Below are 18155 nucleotides of genomic sequence, written 5' to 3' on the forward strand. Positions count from 1 at the left end.
CTGCCGCAGCGAGGCGTTTTAGCTTCAGTTCGGTGACCTTGCGGGATGGGCGCGAGGCGAGCCCAAGAGGCGAGGCTAAGCGTCGGGCCGCGCGGGGCTCGACAGCTGAAATCCAGAGGCAAGCCGGTATTGTACCGCCAAGCGGGCAGACTGGTCAGCTGTTTTGTTCTCATCGCGGAAAAAAGCGCTCAGCTCGCGCCCGCAAGCTGCGCGCCGGCCAGCTGGCCCACGCGCACCAGGGCCGCCAGGTAGCGTTCGTCCAGCGGGTAGCAGCAGGATAGCCGCATCGCGTTGCGGTAGCGACCGCCGGGCGAGCTGAGCGGGCCGGGAATCAGGCTGATCTTCTCGGCCATCGCGGCGTGGAACAGCGCCACGCTGTCGCAGCCTTCGGGCAGCTCCAGCCAGATCAGGAAGCCGCCTTGCGGCTGGGTGGCGCGGGTGCCTGCCGGAAAGTGGCGGGCGATCAGGCCGCGCACCTTTTCCACGTGGGCGGCGTAGCGGCGCTTCAGCGTGCGCAGGTGGTGATCGTAGCCGCCGGACTCCAGGAACGCGCCCAGGGTCTCGGCCAGCACCGCCGGCTGCGCCACCGACGAGGCGAACTTCAGCTTGCGCAACGCCGCGCCGAAGCGGCCGCCCTCCATCCAGCCGATGCGGAAATCCGGCGCCAGCGTCTTGGTGTAGCTGGCGCAGACGATGATCCAGCCATCGTTGTCGAAGGACTTCACCGCCGGCGCCAGCGTGTCGGAAAACTGCAGCTCGGCGTACAGCGCGTCCTCGATCAGCGGCACCTTGTGCTGGTTGACCAGCCGGGCCAGCCGTTTCTTGTTTTCCAGCGGCATGCAGCAGCCCAGCGGATTGTGGACGTTGGGCATGGCCACCAGCGCCTGGATGCGCCCCTCGGCCAGCAGCACCTCCACCGCGTCTATCGACAGCCCGGTCTGCGGGTCGGTGGGAATCTCCACCGCCTTCAGCCCCAGGCTGGCCAGCAGCGGCAGCAGGTTGAAATAGGTGGGCGACTCCAGGCCCACCGCGTCGCCGTGGCGGGTGACCGCGCGCAGCGCCAGCTGCAGCGCCTCCATGCAGCCATGGGTGAGGATGATGTCGTCCGGCTGCAGCGTCATGCCCAGGTCCATGCCGCGGCGGGCGATCTGGGTGCGCAGCTTCTCCGGGCCGGGCGGCAGCGCGTAGGTGCTGACCATGCCGGGCTGGCGGCGCAGGATCTGGCCCATCAGCCGCGCCAGCTTGTTGCCGGGATAGAAATCGCCGCCGCGCGGGCAGGCCAGGGCCAGATCGATGAAACCCTCGCTCTGCTGCGCTTGCAGCACGGTGCCGATCAGGTCCAGCACCGCGTGCTTGGTCGGCGAGGCCGGGCTGCTCTGAGTGCCGGCCTGCCTGGCCGGCGACGGCAGCCGCGCGCGCACGTAATAGCCGGATTGCGGCCGCGCCTCGATCAGGCCGCGGTCTTCCAGCACGCGGTAGGCGCTGACCACGGTGTTCAGGCTGAGCTGGCGATTGTGCGCGGTGCGCCGCACCGACGGCAGCCGCGACCCCGGCGGCAGCGTGCCGCGGCTGATCGCCAGCGACAGGTCGTCTGCCAATTGCTGGTAAAGGGTGGAGGCGCTGTTCTGCATCGTCGGCTTTCGGCGGGGGAGAAGTACAGCGCTCATCATAGTGGATGGTGACAGTGGCTGAAAAGATCAATCTGTAACCAGATCAATAATGAATTTTTGAATCTGTATCCATAAGGATGGTCCGCATAGCATGTCGAGGTGGGCAAGGGCTTGTCGCCGCTTGCCGTTTCGCCGGAGAACCGCCATGCCAGAATTCGCCTTGCTGTCCTATATCGCCCTGATGTCCATCACCCCGGGCCCCAACAACCTGATGCTGGCCTCGTCCGGCGTCAATTTCGGCTTCCGCCGCACGGTGCCGCACATGCTGGGCATCAGCCTGGGCTGCGCGCTGCAGGTGTTCATCGTCGCCATGCTGCTGGCGCAGATGCTGGGCTGGCTCAGCGCCTGGCGGCTGCCGCTGGCGGTGGCCGGCTGCGTCTATTTGCTGTGGCTGTCATGGCAGATCGCCCGCTCCGGCCAGCCCGAGGCGCGCGAGCAGGCGCGGCCGCTCGGCTTCGTCGGCGCCGCCTTGTTCCAGTGGCTGAATCCCAAGGCCTGGGTGATGGTGCTGAACGCGTCCATCCTGTTCATGCCGGCAGGCGAAGGCGGCCGCTGGCTGGCGGCTTCGCTGCTGGCGCTGGCCTTCGCGGTAGTCAATCTGCCCTGCATCAGCGTGTGGGCCTGGAGCGGCGAAAAGCTGCGGCGCTGGCTGGCGGCGCCGCGCGCCTTGCTGCTTTACAACCTGACGATGGGCGCGCTGATGGCCGTCACCGCGCTCTGGCTGCTCTATGACGAACTGACGCCGGCGCTCGCCCCGATGGCATGATGTCCTTTTTTGGCAGGCGCTTGTCCGCTTGCGGCCTTATTTCCTGGCGCTGTCGGCCTTACGATGCTGTCCATATCCACACCGCCGGGAGAGGCGAAATGAAAAAGACCGCATTGCTGGTAATCGATGTGCAGGAATCCTTCCGTCACCGCCCGTTCTGGACCGAGCAGGACTTGCCGGCCTACCGGGAAGCGCAACAGGCGCTGATCGCCGGCGCTCAGGCGCGCGGCGTGCCGGTGATCAACATCCTGCACGAAGCGGGCGCGGACGGTCCGTTTTCCGCGGCTTCCGGCCTGGTGCGGCCGCTGGACTGGATGACGCATCAGCCTGCGGCTACCTTCGTCAAGCACGTGCACAACGCGCTGACCGATTCCGGCCTGCAGAGCTGGCTGATCAAGCATGGCATCCAGAAGCTGGTCATTTCCGGCATCCGCACCGAGCAGTGCTGCGAAACCACCACCCGCGTGGGGTCCGACCTGGGTTACGAGGTGGACTTCGTCACCGAGGCGACGCTGACCTTCCCGATGACCCATGCCGGCAGCGGCGTGGTTTACAGCGCCGCCGACATCCGCGCCCGCACCGAGCTGGTGCTGGCCGGGCGTTTCGCCGCCATCGTCACGGTCGAGGAGGCGCTGCGGCGGATGGAGGACTGATTGGCCGGCCCGCGCGGCGTCCGGGCGCATCGCGCCAAACGCCGCGCGGGCGGCGAGGGTTGCATGAAGGCCGCCGGCGCTTGCCGCTTGAGACCGGCATGTCATAAGGTGTCGTCATTGGATTTGTCTGAATAAGGAGAACGCATGTCGCAACATCTAGCGGACATTCCGCCTGATGGCCTGCCCGCATATCGGCTGCTGACCGGGCCGGACGATTCGGCCTTTTGCAAGCGGGTCAGCGAAGCGCTGGCGCTGGGCTACCGGCTGTACGGCTCGCCGGCCGCCACTTTCAACGGCGAGCGGGTGATCGTCGCGCAGGCGGTGTTGTGGCCGGGGAGCGATCATGCCGCTGGCTGACATGATGCAGGCGCTGGCCATCGTGCTGGTCTGGGGCGTGAATTTCGTGGTGATCAAATGGGGCGTGGCCGGCGTGCCGCCGCTGTTGCTGGGCGCGCTGCGCTTCGCGCTGGTGGCGCTGCCGGCGGTGTTCATCGTCAAGCGGCCGGCGCTGCCGTGGCGTTACCTGGCGCTGTATGGGCTGACGGTAGGGGTGGGGCAGTTCGGCTGCCTGTTCACCGCGATCAAGCTCGGCATGCCGGCCGGCCTCGCCTCGGTGGTGCTGCAGTCGCAAGCTTTCTTCACCTTGTTGCTGGCCCGGGTCTTCCTGGGCGAGCGCTGGCAGGCCAGCCAATTGGCGGGGTTGGCGCTGGCCTTGGGCGGCCTGGCGCTGATAGGCATGGGCAAGGGCGGCAATATGACGGCGCTGGGTTTCGGCCTGACCATCGCCGCGGCCACCAGTTGGGCGGCATCCAACATCGTGGTGCGCGCGATCGGCCGCGACGGCTTCAAAGTGGAGCCGCTGGGGCTGGTGATCTGGTCCAGCCTGGTTCCGCCGATTCCTTTCCTGCTGCTGTCGTGGCAGATAGAAGGCGGCGAGCGCATCGCGGCGGCGCTGCGCGGCTTCGACGGGCAGTCGCTGTTCGCCGTCGCCTACCTGGCCTTCGTGGCCACCATGTTCGGCTATGGCTTGTGGAGCCGCCTGCTGGCGCGGCACGCCGCGGCCAAGGTGGCGCCGTTCTCCCTGCTGGTGCCGGTGGTGGGGCTGCTGGCTTCGCACTGGCTGCTGGGCGAGAGCCTGACCGCCGCGCAATTGGCAGGCAGCGCGCTGCTGATGGCCGGATTGCTGGCGACGGTGTTCGGCGGCAGGCTGCTGGCCTTGGCCGCTTCCTGGAGAACCAGCCGTGCGTGACGTTTATTTCGTGCTGTCGCCCAATGTCCTGCTGCTGGATCTGGCCGGGCCGGCCGACGCTTTCCGCCTGGCGGGGCTGCAGGGCGCAGATTTTCGCCTGCATTACGTAGGCGCGTCGGAAGCGGTGGGCACTTCGCTGGGCCTGCCGCTGGGCGGCCTGGCGCCGTTGCCGGACGCGCTGCAGGAGGGGGCGGTAGTGGTAGTGCCGGGATCGACGCCGTCCATCGAGGCCTATGCCCGGCCGGAGGCGAGGCGCATCGTCGCCTGGCTGGCCGAGCGCCGGCGCCAGCCGGGCGTCCGCTGGGCCGGCGTCTGCTCCGGCAGCCTGCTGCTGGCGGAGGCCGGGGTGTTCGACGGCCGGGCCTGCACCAGCCACCATACGCTGCTGGAGCGGCTGCGCGCGCTGGCGCCGGCGACCCGGGTGCAGGAAAACCGGGTCTTCGTCGCCGACGGCCCCTGCTACAGCAGCGCCGGCATCACCGCCGGCATCGATCTGGCGCTGCATCTGATCGCCGACTTGGCCGACCCCGCGATCGCCCGCGCGGTGGCGCGCGAGATGGTGGTGTATTTCCGCCGCTCGCCGCAGGACCCGGAGCTGTCGCCATGGCTGGCCTGGCGCAACCACCTGCACCCGGCGCTGCACCGGGCCCAGGACTTGATCTGCGCCGACCCGGTGCGGGACTGGCCGCTGGACGAGCTGGCGGCCAAGGTCCACGTCAGCGCGCGCCATCTGTCCCGGCTGTTCCGCGACCAGGCCGGCGTTTCGGCGCACGATTACCACCGCGCATTGCGGCTGGCGCTGGCCCAGCAGTGGCGTTCGGCCGGCCTGGGCAAGGAGAAGGCGGCGCTGTCGGCTGGTTTTTCCTCGGCCAGGCAGATGAGCCGGGCCGCCGCCGCGCATGACTGAGAGGCCGCGCATGCCGTCCGCTTCTCAAGTTTCATCAGTTATTGCCGATGTTTCAGGTTGACGAGCTCCGGGAATGGTTCATACCATTCCATCAACACCTATCGGTAATTGCCATGAATACAGTCCGTCGTACGTCTCGCCTCGCCTTGTTCGCCCTGGTGGCCGGTTTGACCGCCTGCGCCACGCCCGCCCCGCAGACATCCGCGATGTCCGCGCCGATGCCGATGAAGGAGAGCGGCTCGGTGCCGTCGGGCGTCGGTTATGTCGGCTCCGGCGACGAGACGGCCAGCGGCGAGGAGGTGAGGGTCGTGGTCAAGGAGGTCAATCCCTTCCAGCCCATCGTCGTCCGCGTGACCGGCTCCGGCGCCGCGCCCTACACCAACAGCCTGACGCCGTCGCAGCGCAAGCTGCTGGCGATGCGGGCCGCCCGGCTGGACGCCTTCCGCGCGATCGCGGAACAGGTGCAGGGCATGAAGCTGGTCGGCAACAGCTCGGTGTCCAATATGATCGCCAACAGCGATAGCTTCCGCACCTATGTCGACGCCTATCTGCGCGGCGTCACCATCGTCTCCACCGTGATGAAGCCGGACGGCACCAGCGAGGCGGTGGCCGAGATCACGCTGGACCAGGAGTTCTACAAGCAATTCCGCCACTCGATGGAAAAGACCGGCAGCGTGATGCAGGCGTCCAAGGAAACCGGCGCCGCCGGCGCCCTCTGTCCGGAAGCCAATTGCGGCGCCACCAAGATCGTGCCGGCCCCGGCGGCCGCGCCGGCGCCCGCCGTCATGACCGTTTCGCCAGCCCGCTACAGCAACAATTTCTACGTGACCCAGTAATGACGCGAATCGCTATCCGTGCCGCCGCCCTTGCGGCGGCATTTGTTTTGTCGGGCCCGTCGCACGCTGAAATCCTGACAGCCGAGGGCGTGGCGCCGCTGGACAACGGGCCGGTCGCCGCGCGGGAGATGGCGATGCAGGACGCGTTGAAGCTGCTCTCCATCCGGCAGGGCGCGCGCATCGAGTCGACGCAGCTGGTCGATGCCGGCCGGCAGGGCGAATCCAGCACGCTGAGGGCCTTGTCCCCGGTGCAGGGCGCGGTGCGGGTCGTCAACGAGTACGCGCAGGGCAAGCTTTACCACGTCAAGGTCGAGGTGGACACCGGCCCGGCCAAGGCCTCGCAGGCTCCCGCGGCGGAGCGGCGCGGTGATCCGTCCTGCCAGATGCCGGTGGGCCGGTCGCTGAGGCGCAAGCTGGTGACCACGTATTTCGACGTCGCGCATCCGGCCGACGCGTCCGATATGCCGGACCTGGCCACCGCGCTGCCGACTGAGTTGGCGCGCAGGCTGGTGCACAACAGCATGCTGGTGGTGAAGGACGCCAATACCGTCTCGGTGCTGGCCGACAGCCGCGTTTCCGAGCCGGATGCCGGCTGGCAGGTCGCCAGCCAGCTGGGGCAGCGGGAGAACGTCCAATTCGTGGTGGCGGGCCGGGTGTTGTCCACCTCGGTGATGGACAAAGGCGTGCGCAGGTCCTTGTTCGAATCCAACAATACCAGCCAGCAGGGAGCGTTCTACAACGGCCCCTTCGCCGGCATGTTCGGCGCCGGCGTCAAGTATGTGCCCACGCAGCGGCAGTTCGATCTGGAGTTCTGGATATACGACGGGCTGACCGGCTCGCTGATCGCCAAGGATAGGGTCAGCGGCATCGTCAACTCGAAAGGGCCGGTGATTCCGACCATGCCGCAGCCCTTCGCCTCCGTCGCGTTCTGGCAGAGCGACTACGGCAGGCAGGTGGACAGGTGGCTGGACAACGTGTCGGACCGCATCGAGAGCGTGATCTCCTGCATTCCGTTCTCCGCGCGCGTGGTGAGGCTGGAGGGCAAGCGCGTCTACATCAACGCCGGCCTGCTGGACGGCATGGCGGTGGGCGACAAGCTGCTGCTGTACAAGCGCTCGAGCGGGCAGCCGCTGCGCGATCTGATTTCCGGCCGGGAGCTGGGCATGCCGGAGAGCCTGAACGGCGATGTGACCCTGACCCAGGTGCAGCCCAATTTCTCCATAGGCGTGGCGCAGGGAGGCGCCCGCGTGGCGGAGGGGGATTACGTCCGCTTCGGAACGGCGCGCTGATGGCGGTTTTTTCTGCTCAAAGTTCCGCTGTTTGCAATTTATTTTTGTATTGATAAGTATTATCAGCTGGTGTTACGGTGCATCCCGCACTTCGCTTTTCGTCTCAATCGAACGGGGGATACACCTTGAAACAGCAACTGATGTTGGCCGCCGCGCTGGCGGCCGTGGCCGGCCCCGCGCTGGCGGAGGACCTGGTGGTCTACAGCGCGCGCGGAGAGCAACTGCTCAAGCCCATCGTCGACGCCTACAAGAAGGAGACCGGCGTCAACGTCAAGCTGGTGTCCGACAAGGAAGGCCCGCTGATGGAGCGTCTGCGCGCCGAGGGCCGCAACCGCCCGGCCGACCTGCTGCTGACGGTGGATGCCGGCAATCTGTGGCAGGCCGAGCGCATGGGGCTGCTGAAGGCGGTCAAGTCGCCGGTGCTGGACGCCAACATTCCCGCCCACCTGCGCGATCCGGCCAACCAGTGGTACGGCTTGTCCATCCGCGCCCGCACCATCTTCTACAACACCCAGAAGGTGAAGCCGTCCCAGCTGTCCAGCTATGCCGATCTGGCCGATCCCAAGTGGAAGGGCAAGCTCTGCCTGCGCACCTCCAAGAAGGTGTACAACCAGTCGCTGGTGGGCATGATGCTGGCCGAGATGGGCCCGGCCAAGACCGAGCAGGTGGTCAAGGGCTGGGTGGGTAATCTGGCCGCCGCGCCGTTCCCCGACGACACCAAGATGCTGGAGGCCATCGCCGCCGGCCAGTGCGAGGTGGGCATCGCCAACACCTACTACTACGGCCGGATGATGGAGAAGTCGCCTAAGCTGCCGGTCGGCATCTTCTGGGCCGACCAGGCCGGCAAGGGCGCCCATGTCAACATCTCCGGCGCCGGCGTCACCCGCCATGCCCGGAATGAGAAGGGCGCGGTGAAATTCCTGGAGTGGCTGAGCTCGGAAAAGGCGCAGAACATGTTCGCCGACGTCAATCTGGAATTCCCGGTCAATCCCAAGGTGAAGCCCGACGCCCGCGTGGCGGCCTGGGGCGATTTCAAGCACAACTACATCAACGTCTCCAATGCCGGCGCCCGGCAGGCCGAGGCGGTCAAGCTGATGGACCGCGCCGGCTACAAGTAAGCCGCCGCGATTTGTGTTGAACCGGGCCCGCCGTCCTGACGATGCGTGCCCGCCGCCGTTGGATCGCATCGCATGCCGTTTACCGTTTCGCGCTGGCGCGCGTCCGCCGCCGCCGCCAGCCTGCTTACCCTGATTCCGCTGGCGGTGATCGCCCTGGGCCTGTTGGAGCCGGATGCCGAAGTGTGGCGCCATCTGGCGGAGCACGCGCTGCCGGAGCTGCTGCGCAACACCGCCGTCTTGCTGCTGGGCGTCGGCGCCGGGGTGCTGTTGCTGGGCGTGCCGCTGGCCTGGCTGACCGCGGTGCATGACTTTCCCGGGCGGCGGTTTTTCTCCTGGGCGCTGATGTTGCCGTTGGCGATGCCTGCCTATGTGATGGCGTTTTCCCAGTTGGGCCTGTTCGATTTCACCGGGCCGTTCCAGAGCTGGCTGCGCGAGGCCTTCGGCAGCTCGTCCTGGGTGCCGGACATCCGCTCGACGCCTGGCGTGGTGGCGGTGCTGTCGCTGGCTTTCTACCCCTATGTCTACCTGCTGGCGCGCAACGCGTTCGCCGGCATGGGCCGGCGCGCGCTCGAAGTCGGGCAGTCGATGGGCCTGTCGCCGCTGGCCGGTTTCTTCAAGGTGGCGCTGCCGATGGCCCGGCCCTGGATCGCGGGCGGCCTCGGCCTGGCGCTGATGGAGACGCTGGCCGATTTCGGCACCGTCGCCATCTTCAATTTCGACGCCTTCACCTCGGCCATCTACAAGGCCTGGTTCAGCCTGTTCTCCTTGCCCGCCGCCAAGCAACTGGCGTCCTTGCTGGTCTTGCTGGTGTTCGTTCTGCTATGGCTGGAGCAGCGCGCACGCGGCCAGCGCGGCTATGCCCAGGCGGGCAGGGCGGCGCCGTTGCCGCGCATCCGCCTGGCCGGCGCGCGCGGCTGGCTGGCCTGCGTCTTCTGCGCGCTGGCGCTGTCGCTGGCCTTCGTCTTGCCCTTCGGCCAGATCCTGGTTTGGGCGGCCAGCCATCTGGCCAGCGATCTGGACGCCGATCTGCTCGACAGCCTGAAGAGTTCGCTGTCGCTGGCGGCGATGGCGGCGCTGCTGGTGCCGGCCATCGCCCTGTGCCTGGCTTTCGCCGGCCGGCGCGATCCGGGCAGCCGGCCCTGGATCCGGCTGGCCACGCTGGGTTACGCGGTGCCGGGCACCGTGCTGGCGGTGGGCGTGTTCGCGCCGGTGGCGGCGCTGGACAATCTGCTGCTCGAGCATTTCGGCCGCTGGCTGCCGGAAGGCGCGTCCGCCGTGTTCAAGGGCACGCTGCTGGTCTTGATGCTGGCCTACGCGTCTCGCTTCCTGGCGGTGGCTCATTCGGCGCTGGACGCGGCGATGCAGCGGATCAGCCGCAGCCAGGAAGAGGCGGCGAACAGCCTGGGCGTCCATGGCGGACGGCTGTTGCTCCGTCTGCACCTGCCGCTGCTCAAGGGCGGCCTCTTCACCGCGATGCTGATGGTGTTCGTCGACGCGATGAAGGAGATGCCGATCACGCTGATGACCCGGCCCTTCGGCTGGGACACGCTGGCGGTGCGCATTTTCAATCTGACCAGCGAGGGCGAGTGGCAGCGCGCGGCCTTGCCCTCGGTGGCCATCGTGCTGGCCGGCCTGTTGCCGGTCTTGCTGCTGTCGCGGCAGAAGCCTGGAGTGTGAGATGGACAAGACGCTTGAATTCGACGCGGTAAGCCTGGCTTTCGCCGGCAAGCCGGTGCTGGACGGCATGAGCTTCGCGCTGGAGGGGGGCGAGATCGCCTGCCTGCTGGGCGGCTCCGGCTGCGGCAAGACCACCGCGCTGCGCTGCATCGCCGGCTTCGAGACGCCGTCGGCCGGCCGCATCCGGCTGGAGGGCGAGACGGTGTTCGGCGTGGGCGTGAATGTGCCCGCCCATCGCCGCCGCGTCGGCATGGCGTTTCAGGACTATGCGCTGTTTCCGCACCTGACGGCGGCCGGCAACGTGGCTTTCGGCCTGTCCGCTCTGGGGAGAGGCGAGCGCAAGGCCAGGGTGGCGGAGGCGCTGAGCCTGGTGGGGCTGGAGGACGAAGCCGCGCGTTATCCGCACCAGCTGTCCGGCGGCCAGCAGCAGCGGGTGGCCCTGGCGCGCGCGCTGGCGCCCAGGCCCAGGCTATTGCTGCTGGACGAGCCGTTTTCCAATCTGGACGCCGAGCTGCGCGAGCGGCTGGCGCGCGAGGTGCGCGCCATTTTGAAATCGCAGGGCATCGCCGCCTTGATGGTCACCCACGACCAACACGAGGCCTTCGCCATCGCCGACCAGGTGGGCGTGCTGCACCAGGGGCGGCTGCAGCAGTGGGACGCGCCGGACGGGCTTTACCATCGTCCCGCCAACCGCTACGTGGCCGGCTTCATCGGCCAGGGCGCGTTTCTGCCCGGCAGGGTGAGCGGCCGCGCGGTGTGGCTGGAAACCGGGGAGCTGAGATGCGACCAGGGCCTGCCCTTCGACGACGGCGCCGAGGTGGAGGTGCTGCTGAGGCCCGACGCGGTGCTGCCGGAGCCGGGCAGCCCGCTGCGGGCGAGAGTGGTGGACAGGGTGTTGCGCGGCACGGTCAGCCATTACGCGCTGGAGTTGCTGTCCGGCCGGCGGCTGCTGGCCGAGCTGGGCCATGAGCGGCCGCTGGCGGTCGGCGAGATGGTGGGCATCCGGCTGCAGCCGCAGCCGCTGCTGGCGTTCCCCCGAGAGTGAGGCTCAGGCGAAAGCCTGGCAGACGTCCACCCACTGGCCAGCGGTGATGTCGCCCAGCCGGCCCGGGCTGATCCGCACCGCGCTGTGCACGGCGCCGGCCGCCGGCAGCACTTCGTCGAAAGCCTGGATCGACACGTCACGGTAGATGGGCAGCTCGCGGGCGAGGCCGAAGGGGCAGACGCCGCCGACCGGGTGGCCGGTGATGGCTTCCACCTCGTCAGGCGGCAGCATCTTGCCCTTGCCGAAGGCGTCCTTGAACTTGCGATTGTCGATGCGGGCGTCGCCGCGCGCGACCAGGATCACGTCGCGGCCATCGCTGAGGCGGAAGGCCAGCGTCTTGGCGATGCGGCCGGGCTCGACGCCATGGGCGGCGGCTGCCTCGGCCACGGTGGCGGTGCTGACGTCCAGCTCGATGATGGCGATGTCCGCTTGGCGGGCGGCGAAGAAGGCTTTGACCGATTCCAGGCTCATGGGCGGTTCTCGTCGGGAAAATGGGTGCCGGTCCATTATTCCCGATGAGAACCAAAGGCGCTAGGCCATCAGGTCTGCTGGACGATGGCGGTCAGCTTGTCGGCGATGTCTTGCGAGGTGGCGGCCTGCTCTTCGGCGGCGTTGGCGATCTGAACAACGAAGTCGCGCATATTGTTGATTTCGCCGACGATGGTGGCGAGCGCCTGTTCGGCGCGCAGGAAGTCGCTCTCGGTGGCGTCCACCTGCTGGCGGCCGCGCTCGATGGCCTCCACGTTCTGTTTCACCTCGTTCTGGATGTCGCGGATCATGTCGCCGATTTCCTGAGTGGCCTTGGTGGTGCGTTCAGCCAGCTTGCGCACCTCGTCGGCCACCACGGCGAAGCCGCGGCCCATTTCACCGGCTCGCGCCGCCTCGATGGCGGCATTCAGCGCCAGCAGATTGGTCTGGTCGGCGATATCCTTGATCACGCTGATGATCTGTCCGATGGTGACCGAGCGCTGGCCTAGCGATTCCAGGCTGTCGGCGGTGTTGCGCACCATGCCGCCCACGCTCTTCATGCTGCCGCTGGTTTCGTTGACGATGGCCGCGCCTTTGCGGCCTTCGTCCAGCATCAGCTCGGCCGATTCCGACGCCGACGTGGTCTGCACCGCCACATTCTGGATCGTGGCGCTCATCGCCTGCATGTTTTCCGACAGCTCATTGATGCGGGCCTCGAGGAATTCGCGGCGCTGATTGCCTTGTTCCTGCAATTTTTCGGCGCGGATTTCAGAGGAGACATCCTGAAAGCTGGCCATGAAGCACAGCAACTGATCGGGGTGGGCCGAATCCCAGATCGGAAACACCTTGGTTTCGAACATGACTTCGCCGACTGGAATCATCGCGACGTGCTGCGCCATCTTGCGGCTGGCCAGGTCGGCCAGGATGCGGCGGTTGTGTTCCGGATCGCGGTGGAACTGGTGGATGCTGTGGCCGTGGGCATGATTGACGTCGACGCCGGCCCGGAACTTCTGATTCATCATGTCGCGATGCTTGCCCAGCGCTTCGCGCGCGGTCTTGTTCATGTAGAAAATCACGTTGTCGCGGCTGGTGTCGCACAGCATGATCAGATTGTCGGCGTGGTCAAGCACGCTTTCCAGCTGGCGCACTCGGCGCGCCGTGTCTTCGGCTTTGTCCGCCGTCTTTGTGAAGCCAAACATTCCGCTCTCCCGCCTACGTGTTTTTACTGAATTTGCCGCTGCTTGTGGTTTGGCCGACGGGGAGAGGGAATGCAAGGTTTTTTGCCTGAAATCAAAGTCGGCGCATTGATTTTTATGGTTTTTATTCCGCCAGCGGCAGCTGCAAGGTCTCCTTGACCTCTTCCATCACCACGTAGCTTTTGGATTCTTTCGCCGAGGGCAGCTGCAACAGGATGTCGCCCAGCAGCTTGCGGTACATCGACATGTCCGGAATGCGCGCCTTGATCAGGTAGTCGAAATCGCCGGACACCAGATGGCATTCCAGGATTTCCGGAATGCTCATGATCTCGCGGCGGAAGGCGTCGAAGATATTGCCGGACTTGGCTTCCAGCTTGATTTCCACGAACACCAGCAGCGAGCCGCCCAGCGCGTGCGGATTGAGGCGGGCGTAATAGCCTTCGATGATGCCGTCGCGCTCCATGCGCCGCACCCGCTCGGTGCAGGGCGTGGTGGACAGGCCGACTTTTTCGGCCAGCTCGGTCATGGCGATGCGGCCGTTTTTCTGCAGGATGCGCAGGATTTTCCGGTCCATCTTGTCCAGGGCTTTGGCGGCGGCGGTAAGTGGCTTCATGTTTTCACTGTTTACATGAAAAAGATTTGAGAAAGATCATTTGATTCTTATCAATTTCAGTGAAAAAAACCAGATGTCAATGCATATACTAGCGGAATTCACTATCTGGTAGTGGCAAGACTACAAACGGAGACAGAAATGAAGGTAATCGTGCTGGGCGGCGGCGTTTTGGGCGTATCCACCGCGTGGTATCTGGCCAAGGCCGGCTGCCAGGTGACGGTGCTGGAGCGCCAGGAAGGCGTGGCGCTGGAAACCAGTTTCGGCAACGCCGGCCAGATCTCCCCCGGTTACTCCGCCCCGTGGGCGGCGCCCGGCATTCCGCTGAAGGGGCTGAAGTGGATGTTCCAGCGCCATGCGCCGCTGGCCATCAGCCCGGACGGCAGCCTGTACCAGTTGCAATGGATCGCCAAGATGCTGGCCAACTGCAATGAGAAAGCCTACGCGGTCAACAAGGGCCGCATGATGCGCCTGGCCGAGTACAGCCGCGACAAGATCAAGGAGCTGCGCGCCGAAACCGGCCTGCAGTACGAAGGCCGCCAGGGCGGCACGCTGCAGTTGCTGCGCAGCCAGGCCCAGGTTGAGGGCATGGCCAAGGACATCGCCGTGCTGCGCGAGTGCGGCGTGGACTTCAACGTGCTGGACCCGGACGGCTGCGTCCGCGTCGAGCCGGCGCTGGCGGCGGTCAAGCACAAGCTGGCCGGCGGCCTGCAGCTGCCCAATGACGAAACCGGCGACTGCAATCTGTTCACCAGCCGGCTGGCGGAGCTGGCCCGCGCCAAGGGCGTGGAGTTCCGCTTCGGCGTGACCGTGGACGGCATCGAGAACGACGGCAAGCGCATCACCGGCGTGCGCGTCGGCGACGAGCTGCTGCGCGCCGACCATTACGTGGTGGCGATGGGCAGCTACTCGCGCGACATGGTCAAAGAGCTGGGCATCGACATCCCGGTCTACCCGGTCAAGGGCTACTCGCTGACCGTGCCGATCACCAATCCGGCCGGCGCGCCGAGCTCCACCATCCTGGATGAAACCTACAAGGTGGCGATCACCCGCTTCGACGACCGCATCCGCGTCGGCGGCATGGCCGAGCTGTCCGGCTACAACCTGGAACTGAACCCGCGCCGCCGCGAGACGCTGGAAATGGTGGTGGGCGATCTGTACCCGAACGGCGGCGACATCAAGGCGGCCAGCTTCTGGACCGGCCTGCGGCCGATGACGCCGGACGGCACGCCCATCGTCGGCGGCACCCGTTTCGCCAACCTGTCGCTGAACACCGGCCACGGCACGCTGGGCTGGACCATGTGCGCCGGCTCCGGCAAGGTGCTGGCCGACCTGATCACCGGCGCCAAGCCGGAAATCAGCGTCGACGGCCTGTCGATGCAGCGCTACGCCAAACAGGGCGAAACCCTGGTGGTGCCGGTGATCCGTCCCGCGGCGCAAGGGGCCTGATTCGATGCGCCCGTTGATCGCGACGATACGGCTGGACCACCTGCGCCACAATTATCTGCTGGCGCGCGCCGCCCACGGCGGCAAGACGCTGGCGGTGCTGAAGGCCAATGGCTACGGCCACAACGCGGTGCGCTGCGCCCAGGCGCTGGCCGATATCGCCGACGGCTTCGCCGTCGCCTGTCTGGAGGAAGCGCTGCAGCTGCGCGCCGCCGGCGTGGCCGCGCCCATCCTGTTGTTGGAAGGGGTGTTCGAAGCGGCCGAGCTGGCCGAGGTCGAGCACCATCGCTTGTGGCTGGTGGTGCAGAGCGAGGGCCAGCTGCGCATGCTGGAGGAAGCCAATCCGGCCGAGCCGTTCCGCGTCTGGCTGATGCTGGACAGCGGCATGCATCGCGAGGGCTTCCTGCCGCAGGATTACCGCGCCGCCTGGCAGCGGCTGCGGGACAGCGGCAAGGCGGAGAGCATCGTGAAGATGACCCATTTCGCCCGCGCCGACGAGCCGGGCGTGCCGATGACCCAAACGCAGATAGAAGCTTTCGACGCCGCCATCGCCGGTCTGCCGGGGGAGGAGAGCATGGCCAATTCCGCCGGCCTGCTGTGCCATCCGCGCGCGCGCCGCGATTGGGGCCGCGCCGGCATTGTGCTGTACGGCGCCAATCCCTTGCCGGCCGGCTACCCGCACGGCGATGGGTTGAAGCCGGTGATGCGTTTGAGCAGCCGGATCTTCGGCGTGCGCGAACTGGCCGCCGGCGAGCCCATCGGCTATGGCAGCAATTTCGTCACCGATCGCCCGACCCGGGTGGGGCTGATCGCCTGCGGCTATGCCGACGGTTATCCGCGGCTGGCGTCCAGCGGCAGCCCGGTGGCGGTGGATGGCCGCCGTTCGCGCATCATCGGCCGGGTGTCGATGGACATGATCACCGTGGATCTCAGCGATCTGCCCGAGGCCGGCATCGGCAGCGAAGTGGAATTGTGGGGCGACGCGGTATCGGTCAACGAGGTCGCCGCCGCCGCCGGCAGCATTTCCTATGAATTGCTGTGCAATATCAAGCGCGCCCACTTCGCATTCGAATAAGTTTTTGCTGATCTTCTGAAAGATATTTCAGAATCAAACGACTAAGGGACAAGCCCGGCCATTGGCCGGGTTTTTTATTTATATTGCATCTTGTGTTGCGTCGGCGCCGCAAGGCTGGCATCAAGCTTGGGTAATTTTGTCATTATTTGATAGTTATTCTCATTATCCTGGACGCGCAATGGGATTTCTGTTTTCCTTTGTTAAAAATAGTTAAGAATTCGGTGATGATTAAATACAAAAAACTGTCTTCGGCAAGGCTCTGGGGAATGGCGGGGATGGTCTGCTGGGGCGTGGCGGCGCAGGCCGCGGAAGTGCCCGGCATGTCTGGCAGCATGCATCAGCAGATGGAAAACGATTCGCGGCGCTTGTTGCAGGACAATAGCCGCCGCTTCGACGCCATCATCCAGCAGCAGCGGCTGCGGCAGATGCTGCCGGACAGCAATACCATGCATCGGCAGGAAGCGGAGGGCATGAGCGAGCTGGACTGTCTGCGCGTCAAGGGCGTGCGACTGGCCGGCATCAAGCTGCTGAGCCGCAAGGAAGTGGCTTCGCTGGGCGAGCTGGCGGGCGATTGCCTGAGCAATGAGGAGCTGAACCGCTACAGCCGCGCCTTGACCCAGCTTTACCTGAAGAAGGGCTATATCGCCGCGCGGGTGGCGGCCGAAGGGCCGGACGAACAGGGCGTGCTGACCTTGCGCGTGCACGAGGGCCGGGTGGAAAAGATCGTCAGCGCCGATAGGCGCAGCAATCCGGCCACCTTGTTTCCCGGCGTGGTCGGCCGGCCGTTGAACATCCATGACGCCGACCAGGGACTGGACCAAGCCAACCGGTTGCCGTCCAGCAAGGCGACGCTGGACATCCTGCCCGGCGAAACGGTGGGCGGCTCCATCCTGAGCCTGCGCAACAATATGGACGCGCCCTGGCGGCTGAGCTTCAACGCCGACAATACCGGCCGCGACAGCACCGGCCGGGTGCAGGCCGGGGTAGGGCTGTCCTGGGACAGCCCGCTGGGCTTGTCGGATTTCGTCAGCGTGTCGGCGCAGCGCACCAGCAACGACAACGCGGTGCGGCACAGCCGCAGCGAATCGCTGTTCTACTCCCTGCCTTACGGATATTGGACTTTCAGCGCTTTTGCCAGCCGCGCCGATTATTTGAACCCGCTGCAATTGCAGTACAGCGCGGTGAATCTGTCCGGCCGCACCGCGCAGAGCGGCTTGCGCGTGGACCGGGTGCTGAGCCGCGGCCAGGATCAGACCACCTCGCTGATGGCGCAGCTGACGCATAAGCGGGTGCGCAATTACTTTCTCGACAGCGAGATCGACATCACCAGCCCGACGCTGAGCGTGGCCGAACTGGGCCTGTCGCGTCTGCAGCTGCTTAGCGGCGGGGTGTTGATCGCCGATGCCGGCGTGCAGCGCGGCACCTGTTGGCTGGGCGCCAGCGCGCCGGACCCGCGTTCGCCGGACGGCCCGAATCCGCAGTTCACCAAGTGGAAGGCGTCGCTGAACTGGTTCCAAAGCCTGGCCTTTCCCGGCGGGCCGTACCAGCTCAACAGCGTGCTGGTCGGCCAGACCAGCCGCGACTACCTGCCCGGCGTCGAGCAGATGGACGTGTCCGACGCCAGCGCGGTGCGCGGTTTTCGCCGCAACACTCTGGCCGGGGAGACCGGCTGGTCCTGGCGCAATACCTTGTCGCGCCGCTTCGAGATGGCCGGCGTCGGCGTGACGCCGCGCGTCGGTCTGGACGGCGGCCGGGTATTGCCGCACCGATCGATCCAGCAGTGGCAGAGCATCGCCGGCGCCAGCCTGGGCCTGGCGCTCAGCTATCGCAAGGCCAGCTTGGATCTGGAATACAGCCGGCCTTTGCGCAAGCCGGCCGATTGGCAACAGGAAGGCCATCAAGTGTTAGCCAGGCTAGCGCTGTCCTGGTGATGCCAAAGGTATTTATTTTGCTATGTAAAAGTTCTTTTGAAAGAAATTAGGTCCGGCCGCGACTAAGTGGTATTGGCAGTATTTCATTTGAATTGATTTAAAAAGAGACGTAGATTGGAAATCAAACGTATGTTTTAGCGTGGGGAAGCATCGGCTGGCAGGCATGGCGATGCCCGCGTGACATGGGTTGGATGGAGCGGCCTGAGGCCGGATCTGCTT

17 protein-coding genes are annotated in these 18155 nt (G+C 66.1%); 13 read left to right on the forward strand and 4 right to left on the reverse strand.

Annotated features, from left to right (window positions below; all coding sequences use genetic code 11):
* Window positions 1–188: 188 nt before the first annotated feature.
* Complete coding sequence (locus ACY3GB_RS23100; protein WP_463090804.1) at window positions 189–1631, reverse strand: aminotransferase-like domain-containing protein; 1443 nt, start codon at window positions 1629–1631, stop codon at window positions 189–191.
* Between the two features lie 184 nt (window positions 1632–1815).
* Here ACY3GB_RS23100 and ACY3GB_RS23105 point away from each other — a divergent pair, with 184 nt between their 5' ends.
* The 10 genes from ACY3GB_RS23105 to ACY3GB_RS23150 all read left to right on the forward strand — a co-directional run bounded on the left by ACY3GB_RS23105 (window position 1816) and on the right by ACY3GB_RS23150 (window position 11210).
* A complete protein-coding gene (locus ACY3GB_RS23105) occupies window positions 1816–2436 on the forward strand; it encodes a LysE family translocator (RefSeq protein ID WP_463090805.1) in 621 nt (206 codons plus the stop codon).
* Between the two features lie 98 nt (window positions 2437–2534).
* A complete protein-coding gene (locus ACY3GB_RS23110) occupies window positions 2535–3089 on the forward strand; it encodes an isochorismatase family protein (RefSeq protein WP_463090806.1) in 555 nt (184 codons plus the stop codon).
* A gap of 144 nt (window positions 3090–3233) precedes the next feature.
* The gene (locus ACY3GB_RS23115; RefSeq protein WP_463090807.1) at window positions 3234–3446 is read left to right on the forward strand and encodes a DUF1737 domain-containing protein; all 213 of its coding nucleotides are present in this window, start codon (window positions 3234–3236) and stop codon (window positions 3444–3446) included.
* Window positions 3433–4338: an EamA family transporter gene (locus tag ACY3GB_RS23120; RefSeq protein WP_463090808.1), complete on the forward strand. Its 906-nt coding sequence runs from the start codon at window positions 3433–3435 to the stop codon at window positions 4336–4338. Before ACY3GB_RS23115 ends, ACY3GB_RS23120 begins: the two co-directional genes overlap by 14 nt.
* On the forward strand, window positions 4331–5245 hold the full coding sequence (locus tag ACY3GB_RS23125; protein WP_463090809.1) for a GlxA family transcriptional regulator: 915 nt from the start codon (window positions 4331–4333) through the stop codon (window positions 5243–5245). Before ACY3GB_RS23120 ends, ACY3GB_RS23125 begins: the two co-directional genes overlap by 8 nt.
* A gap of 113 nt (window positions 5246–5358) precedes the next feature.
* Window positions 5359–6081: an LPP20 family lipoprotein gene (locus ACY3GB_RS23130; protein ID WP_046167980.1), complete on the forward strand. Its 723-nt coding sequence runs from the start codon at window positions 5359–5361 to the stop codon at window positions 6079–6081.
* Window positions 6081–7370, forward strand: coding sequence for a flagellar assembly protein T N-terminal domain-containing protein (locus ACY3GB_RS23135; RefSeq protein ID WP_463090810.1), 1290 nt, complete (start codon window positions 6081–6083; stop codon window positions 7368–7370). Before ACY3GB_RS23130 ends, ACY3GB_RS23135 begins: the two co-directional genes overlap by 1 nt.
* Before the next feature lie 125 nt (window positions 7371–7495).
* A complete protein-coding gene (locus ACY3GB_RS23140) occupies window positions 7496–8488 on the forward strand; it encodes an extracellular solute-binding protein (protein WP_463090811.1) in 993 nt (330 codons plus the stop codon).
* Window positions 8489–8560: 72 nt separating this feature from the next.
* Complete coding sequence (locus ACY3GB_RS23145) at window positions 8561–10165, forward strand: ABC transporter permease (protein WP_463090812.1); 1605 nt, start codon at window positions 8561–8563, stop codon at window positions 10163–10165.
* 1 nt (window position 10166) lies between these two features.
* Window positions 10167–11210 carry an ABC transporter ATP-binding protein gene (locus ACY3GB_RS23150; protein WP_463090813.1) on the forward strand — a complete coding sequence of 348 codons (1044 nt, stop codon included), beginning with the start codon at window positions 10167–10169 and terminating at the stop codon, window positions 11208–11210.
* A gap of 3 nt (window positions 11211–11213) precedes the next feature.
* Here ACY3GB_RS23150 and ACY3GB_RS23155 read toward each other — a convergent pair whose 3' ends face one another.
* The 3 genes from ACY3GB_RS23155 to ACY3GB_RS23165 form a co-directional block, all read right to left on the reverse strand.
* Window positions 11214–11681: a YbaK/EbsC family protein gene (locus ACY3GB_RS23155; protein ID WP_463090814.1), complete on the reverse strand. Its 468-nt coding sequence runs from the start codon at window positions 11679–11681 to the stop codon at window positions 11214–11216.
* Between the two features lie 68 nt (window positions 11682–11749).
* Complete coding sequence (locus ACY3GB_RS23160) at window positions 11750–12877, reverse strand: methyl-accepting chemotaxis protein (RefSeq protein WP_463090815.1); 1128 nt, start codon at window positions 12875–12877, stop codon at window positions 11750–11752.
* A gap of 121 nt (window positions 12878–12998) precedes the next feature.
* Window positions 12999–13487, reverse strand: coding sequence for a winged helix-turn-helix transcriptional regulator (locus ACY3GB_RS23165; RefSeq protein ID WP_231150695.1), 489 nt, complete (start codon window positions 13485–13487; stop codon window positions 12999–13001).
* Window positions 13488–13625: 138 nt separating this feature from the next.
* On the opposite strand from ACY3GB_RS23165, the gene ACY3GB_RS23170 reads away from it, so the two are divergent.
* The 3 genes from ACY3GB_RS23170 to ACY3GB_RS23180 all read left to right on the forward strand — a co-directional run bounded on the left by ACY3GB_RS23170 (window position 13626) and on the right by ACY3GB_RS23180 (window position 17936).
* Window positions 13626–14933: a D-amino acid dehydrogenase gene (locus ACY3GB_RS23170; protein ID WP_463090816.1), complete on the forward strand. Its 1308-nt coding sequence runs from the start codon at window positions 13626–13628 to the stop codon at window positions 14931–14933.
* Window positions 14934–14937: 4 nt separating this feature from the next.
* The gene (alr, locus tag ACY3GB_RS23175; RefSeq protein WP_463090817.1) at window positions 14938–16005 is read left to right on the forward strand and encodes an alanine racemase; all 1068 of its coding nucleotides are present in this window, start codon (window positions 14938–14940) and stop codon (window positions 16003–16005) included.
* A 224-nt stretch (window positions 16006–16229) separates the two neighbouring features.
* The gene (locus tag ACY3GB_RS23180) at window positions 16230–17936 is read left to right on the forward strand and encodes a ShlB/FhaC/HecB family hemolysin secretion/activation protein (RefSeq protein WP_463090818.1); all 1707 of its coding nucleotides are present in this window, start codon (window positions 16230–16232) and stop codon (window positions 17934–17936) included.
* Window positions 17937–18155: the final 219 nt, after the last annotated feature.

It is taken from the genome of Chromobacterium sp. Ag138 (assembly GCF_055181315.1).

Bases quoted from the DNA above. Each gene is read 5' to 3' on its own strand.
- ACY3GB_RS23100 (WP_463090804.1), bottom strand. From the start codon at position 1,631: ATGCAGAACAGCGCCTCCACCCTTTACCAGCAATTGGCAGACGACCTG.
- ACY3GB_RS23105 (WP_463090805.1), top strand. From the start codon at position 1,816: ATGCCAGAATTCGCCTTGCTGTCCTATATCGCCCTGATGTCCATCACC.
- ACY3GB_RS23110 (WP_463090806.1), top strand. From the start codon at position 2,535: ATGAAAAAGACCGCATTGCTGGTAATCGATGTGCAGGAATCCTTCCGT.
- ACY3GB_RS23115 (WP_463090807.1), top strand. From the start codon at position 3,234: ATGTCGCAACATCTAGCGGACATTCCGCCTGATGGCCTGCCCGCATAT.
- ACY3GB_RS23120 (WP_463090808.1), top strand. From the start codon at position 3,433: ATGCCGCTGGCTGACATGATGCAGGCGCTGGCCATCGTGCTGGTCTGG.
- ACY3GB_RS23130 (WP_046167980.1), top strand. From the start codon at position 5,359: ATGAATACAGTCCGTCGTACGTCTCGCCTCGCCTTGTTCGCCCTGGTG.
- ACY3GB_RS23135 (WP_463090810.1), top strand. From the start codon at position 6,081: ATGACGCGAATCGCTATCCGTGCCGCCGCCCTTGCGGCGGCATTTGTT.
- ACY3GB_RS23145 (WP_463090812.1), top strand. From the start codon at position 8,561: ATGCCGTTTACCGTTTCGCGCTGGCGCGCGTCCGCCGCCGCCGCCAGC.
- ACY3GB_RS23150 (WP_463090813.1), top strand. From the start codon at position 10,167: ATGGACAAGACGCTTGAATTCGACGCGGTAAGCCTGGCTTTCGCCGGC.
- ACY3GB_RS23155 (WP_463090814.1), bottom strand. From the start codon at position 11,681: ATGAGCCTGGAATCGGTCAAAGCCTTCTTCGCCGCCCGCCAAGCGGAC.
- ACY3GB_RS23160 (WP_463090815.1), bottom strand. From the start codon at position 12,877: ATGTTTGGCTTCACAAAGACGGCGGACAAAGCCGAAGACACGGCGCGC.
- ACY3GB_RS23165 (WP_231150695.1), bottom strand. From the start codon at position 13,487: ATGAAGCCACTTACCGCCGCCGCCAAAGCCCTGGACAAGATGGACCGG.
- ACY3GB_RS23170 (WP_463090816.1), top strand. From the start codon at position 13,626: ATGAAGGTAATCGTGCTGGGCGGCGGCGTTTTGGGCGTATCCACCGCG.
- alr (WP_463090817.1), top strand. From the start codon at position 14,938: ATGCGCCCGTTGATCGCGACGATACGGCTGGACCACCTGCGCCACAAT.
- ACY3GB_RS23180 (WP_463090818.1), top strand. From the start codon at position 16,230: ATGATTAAATACAAAAAACTGTCTTCGGCAAGGCTCTGGGGAATGGCG.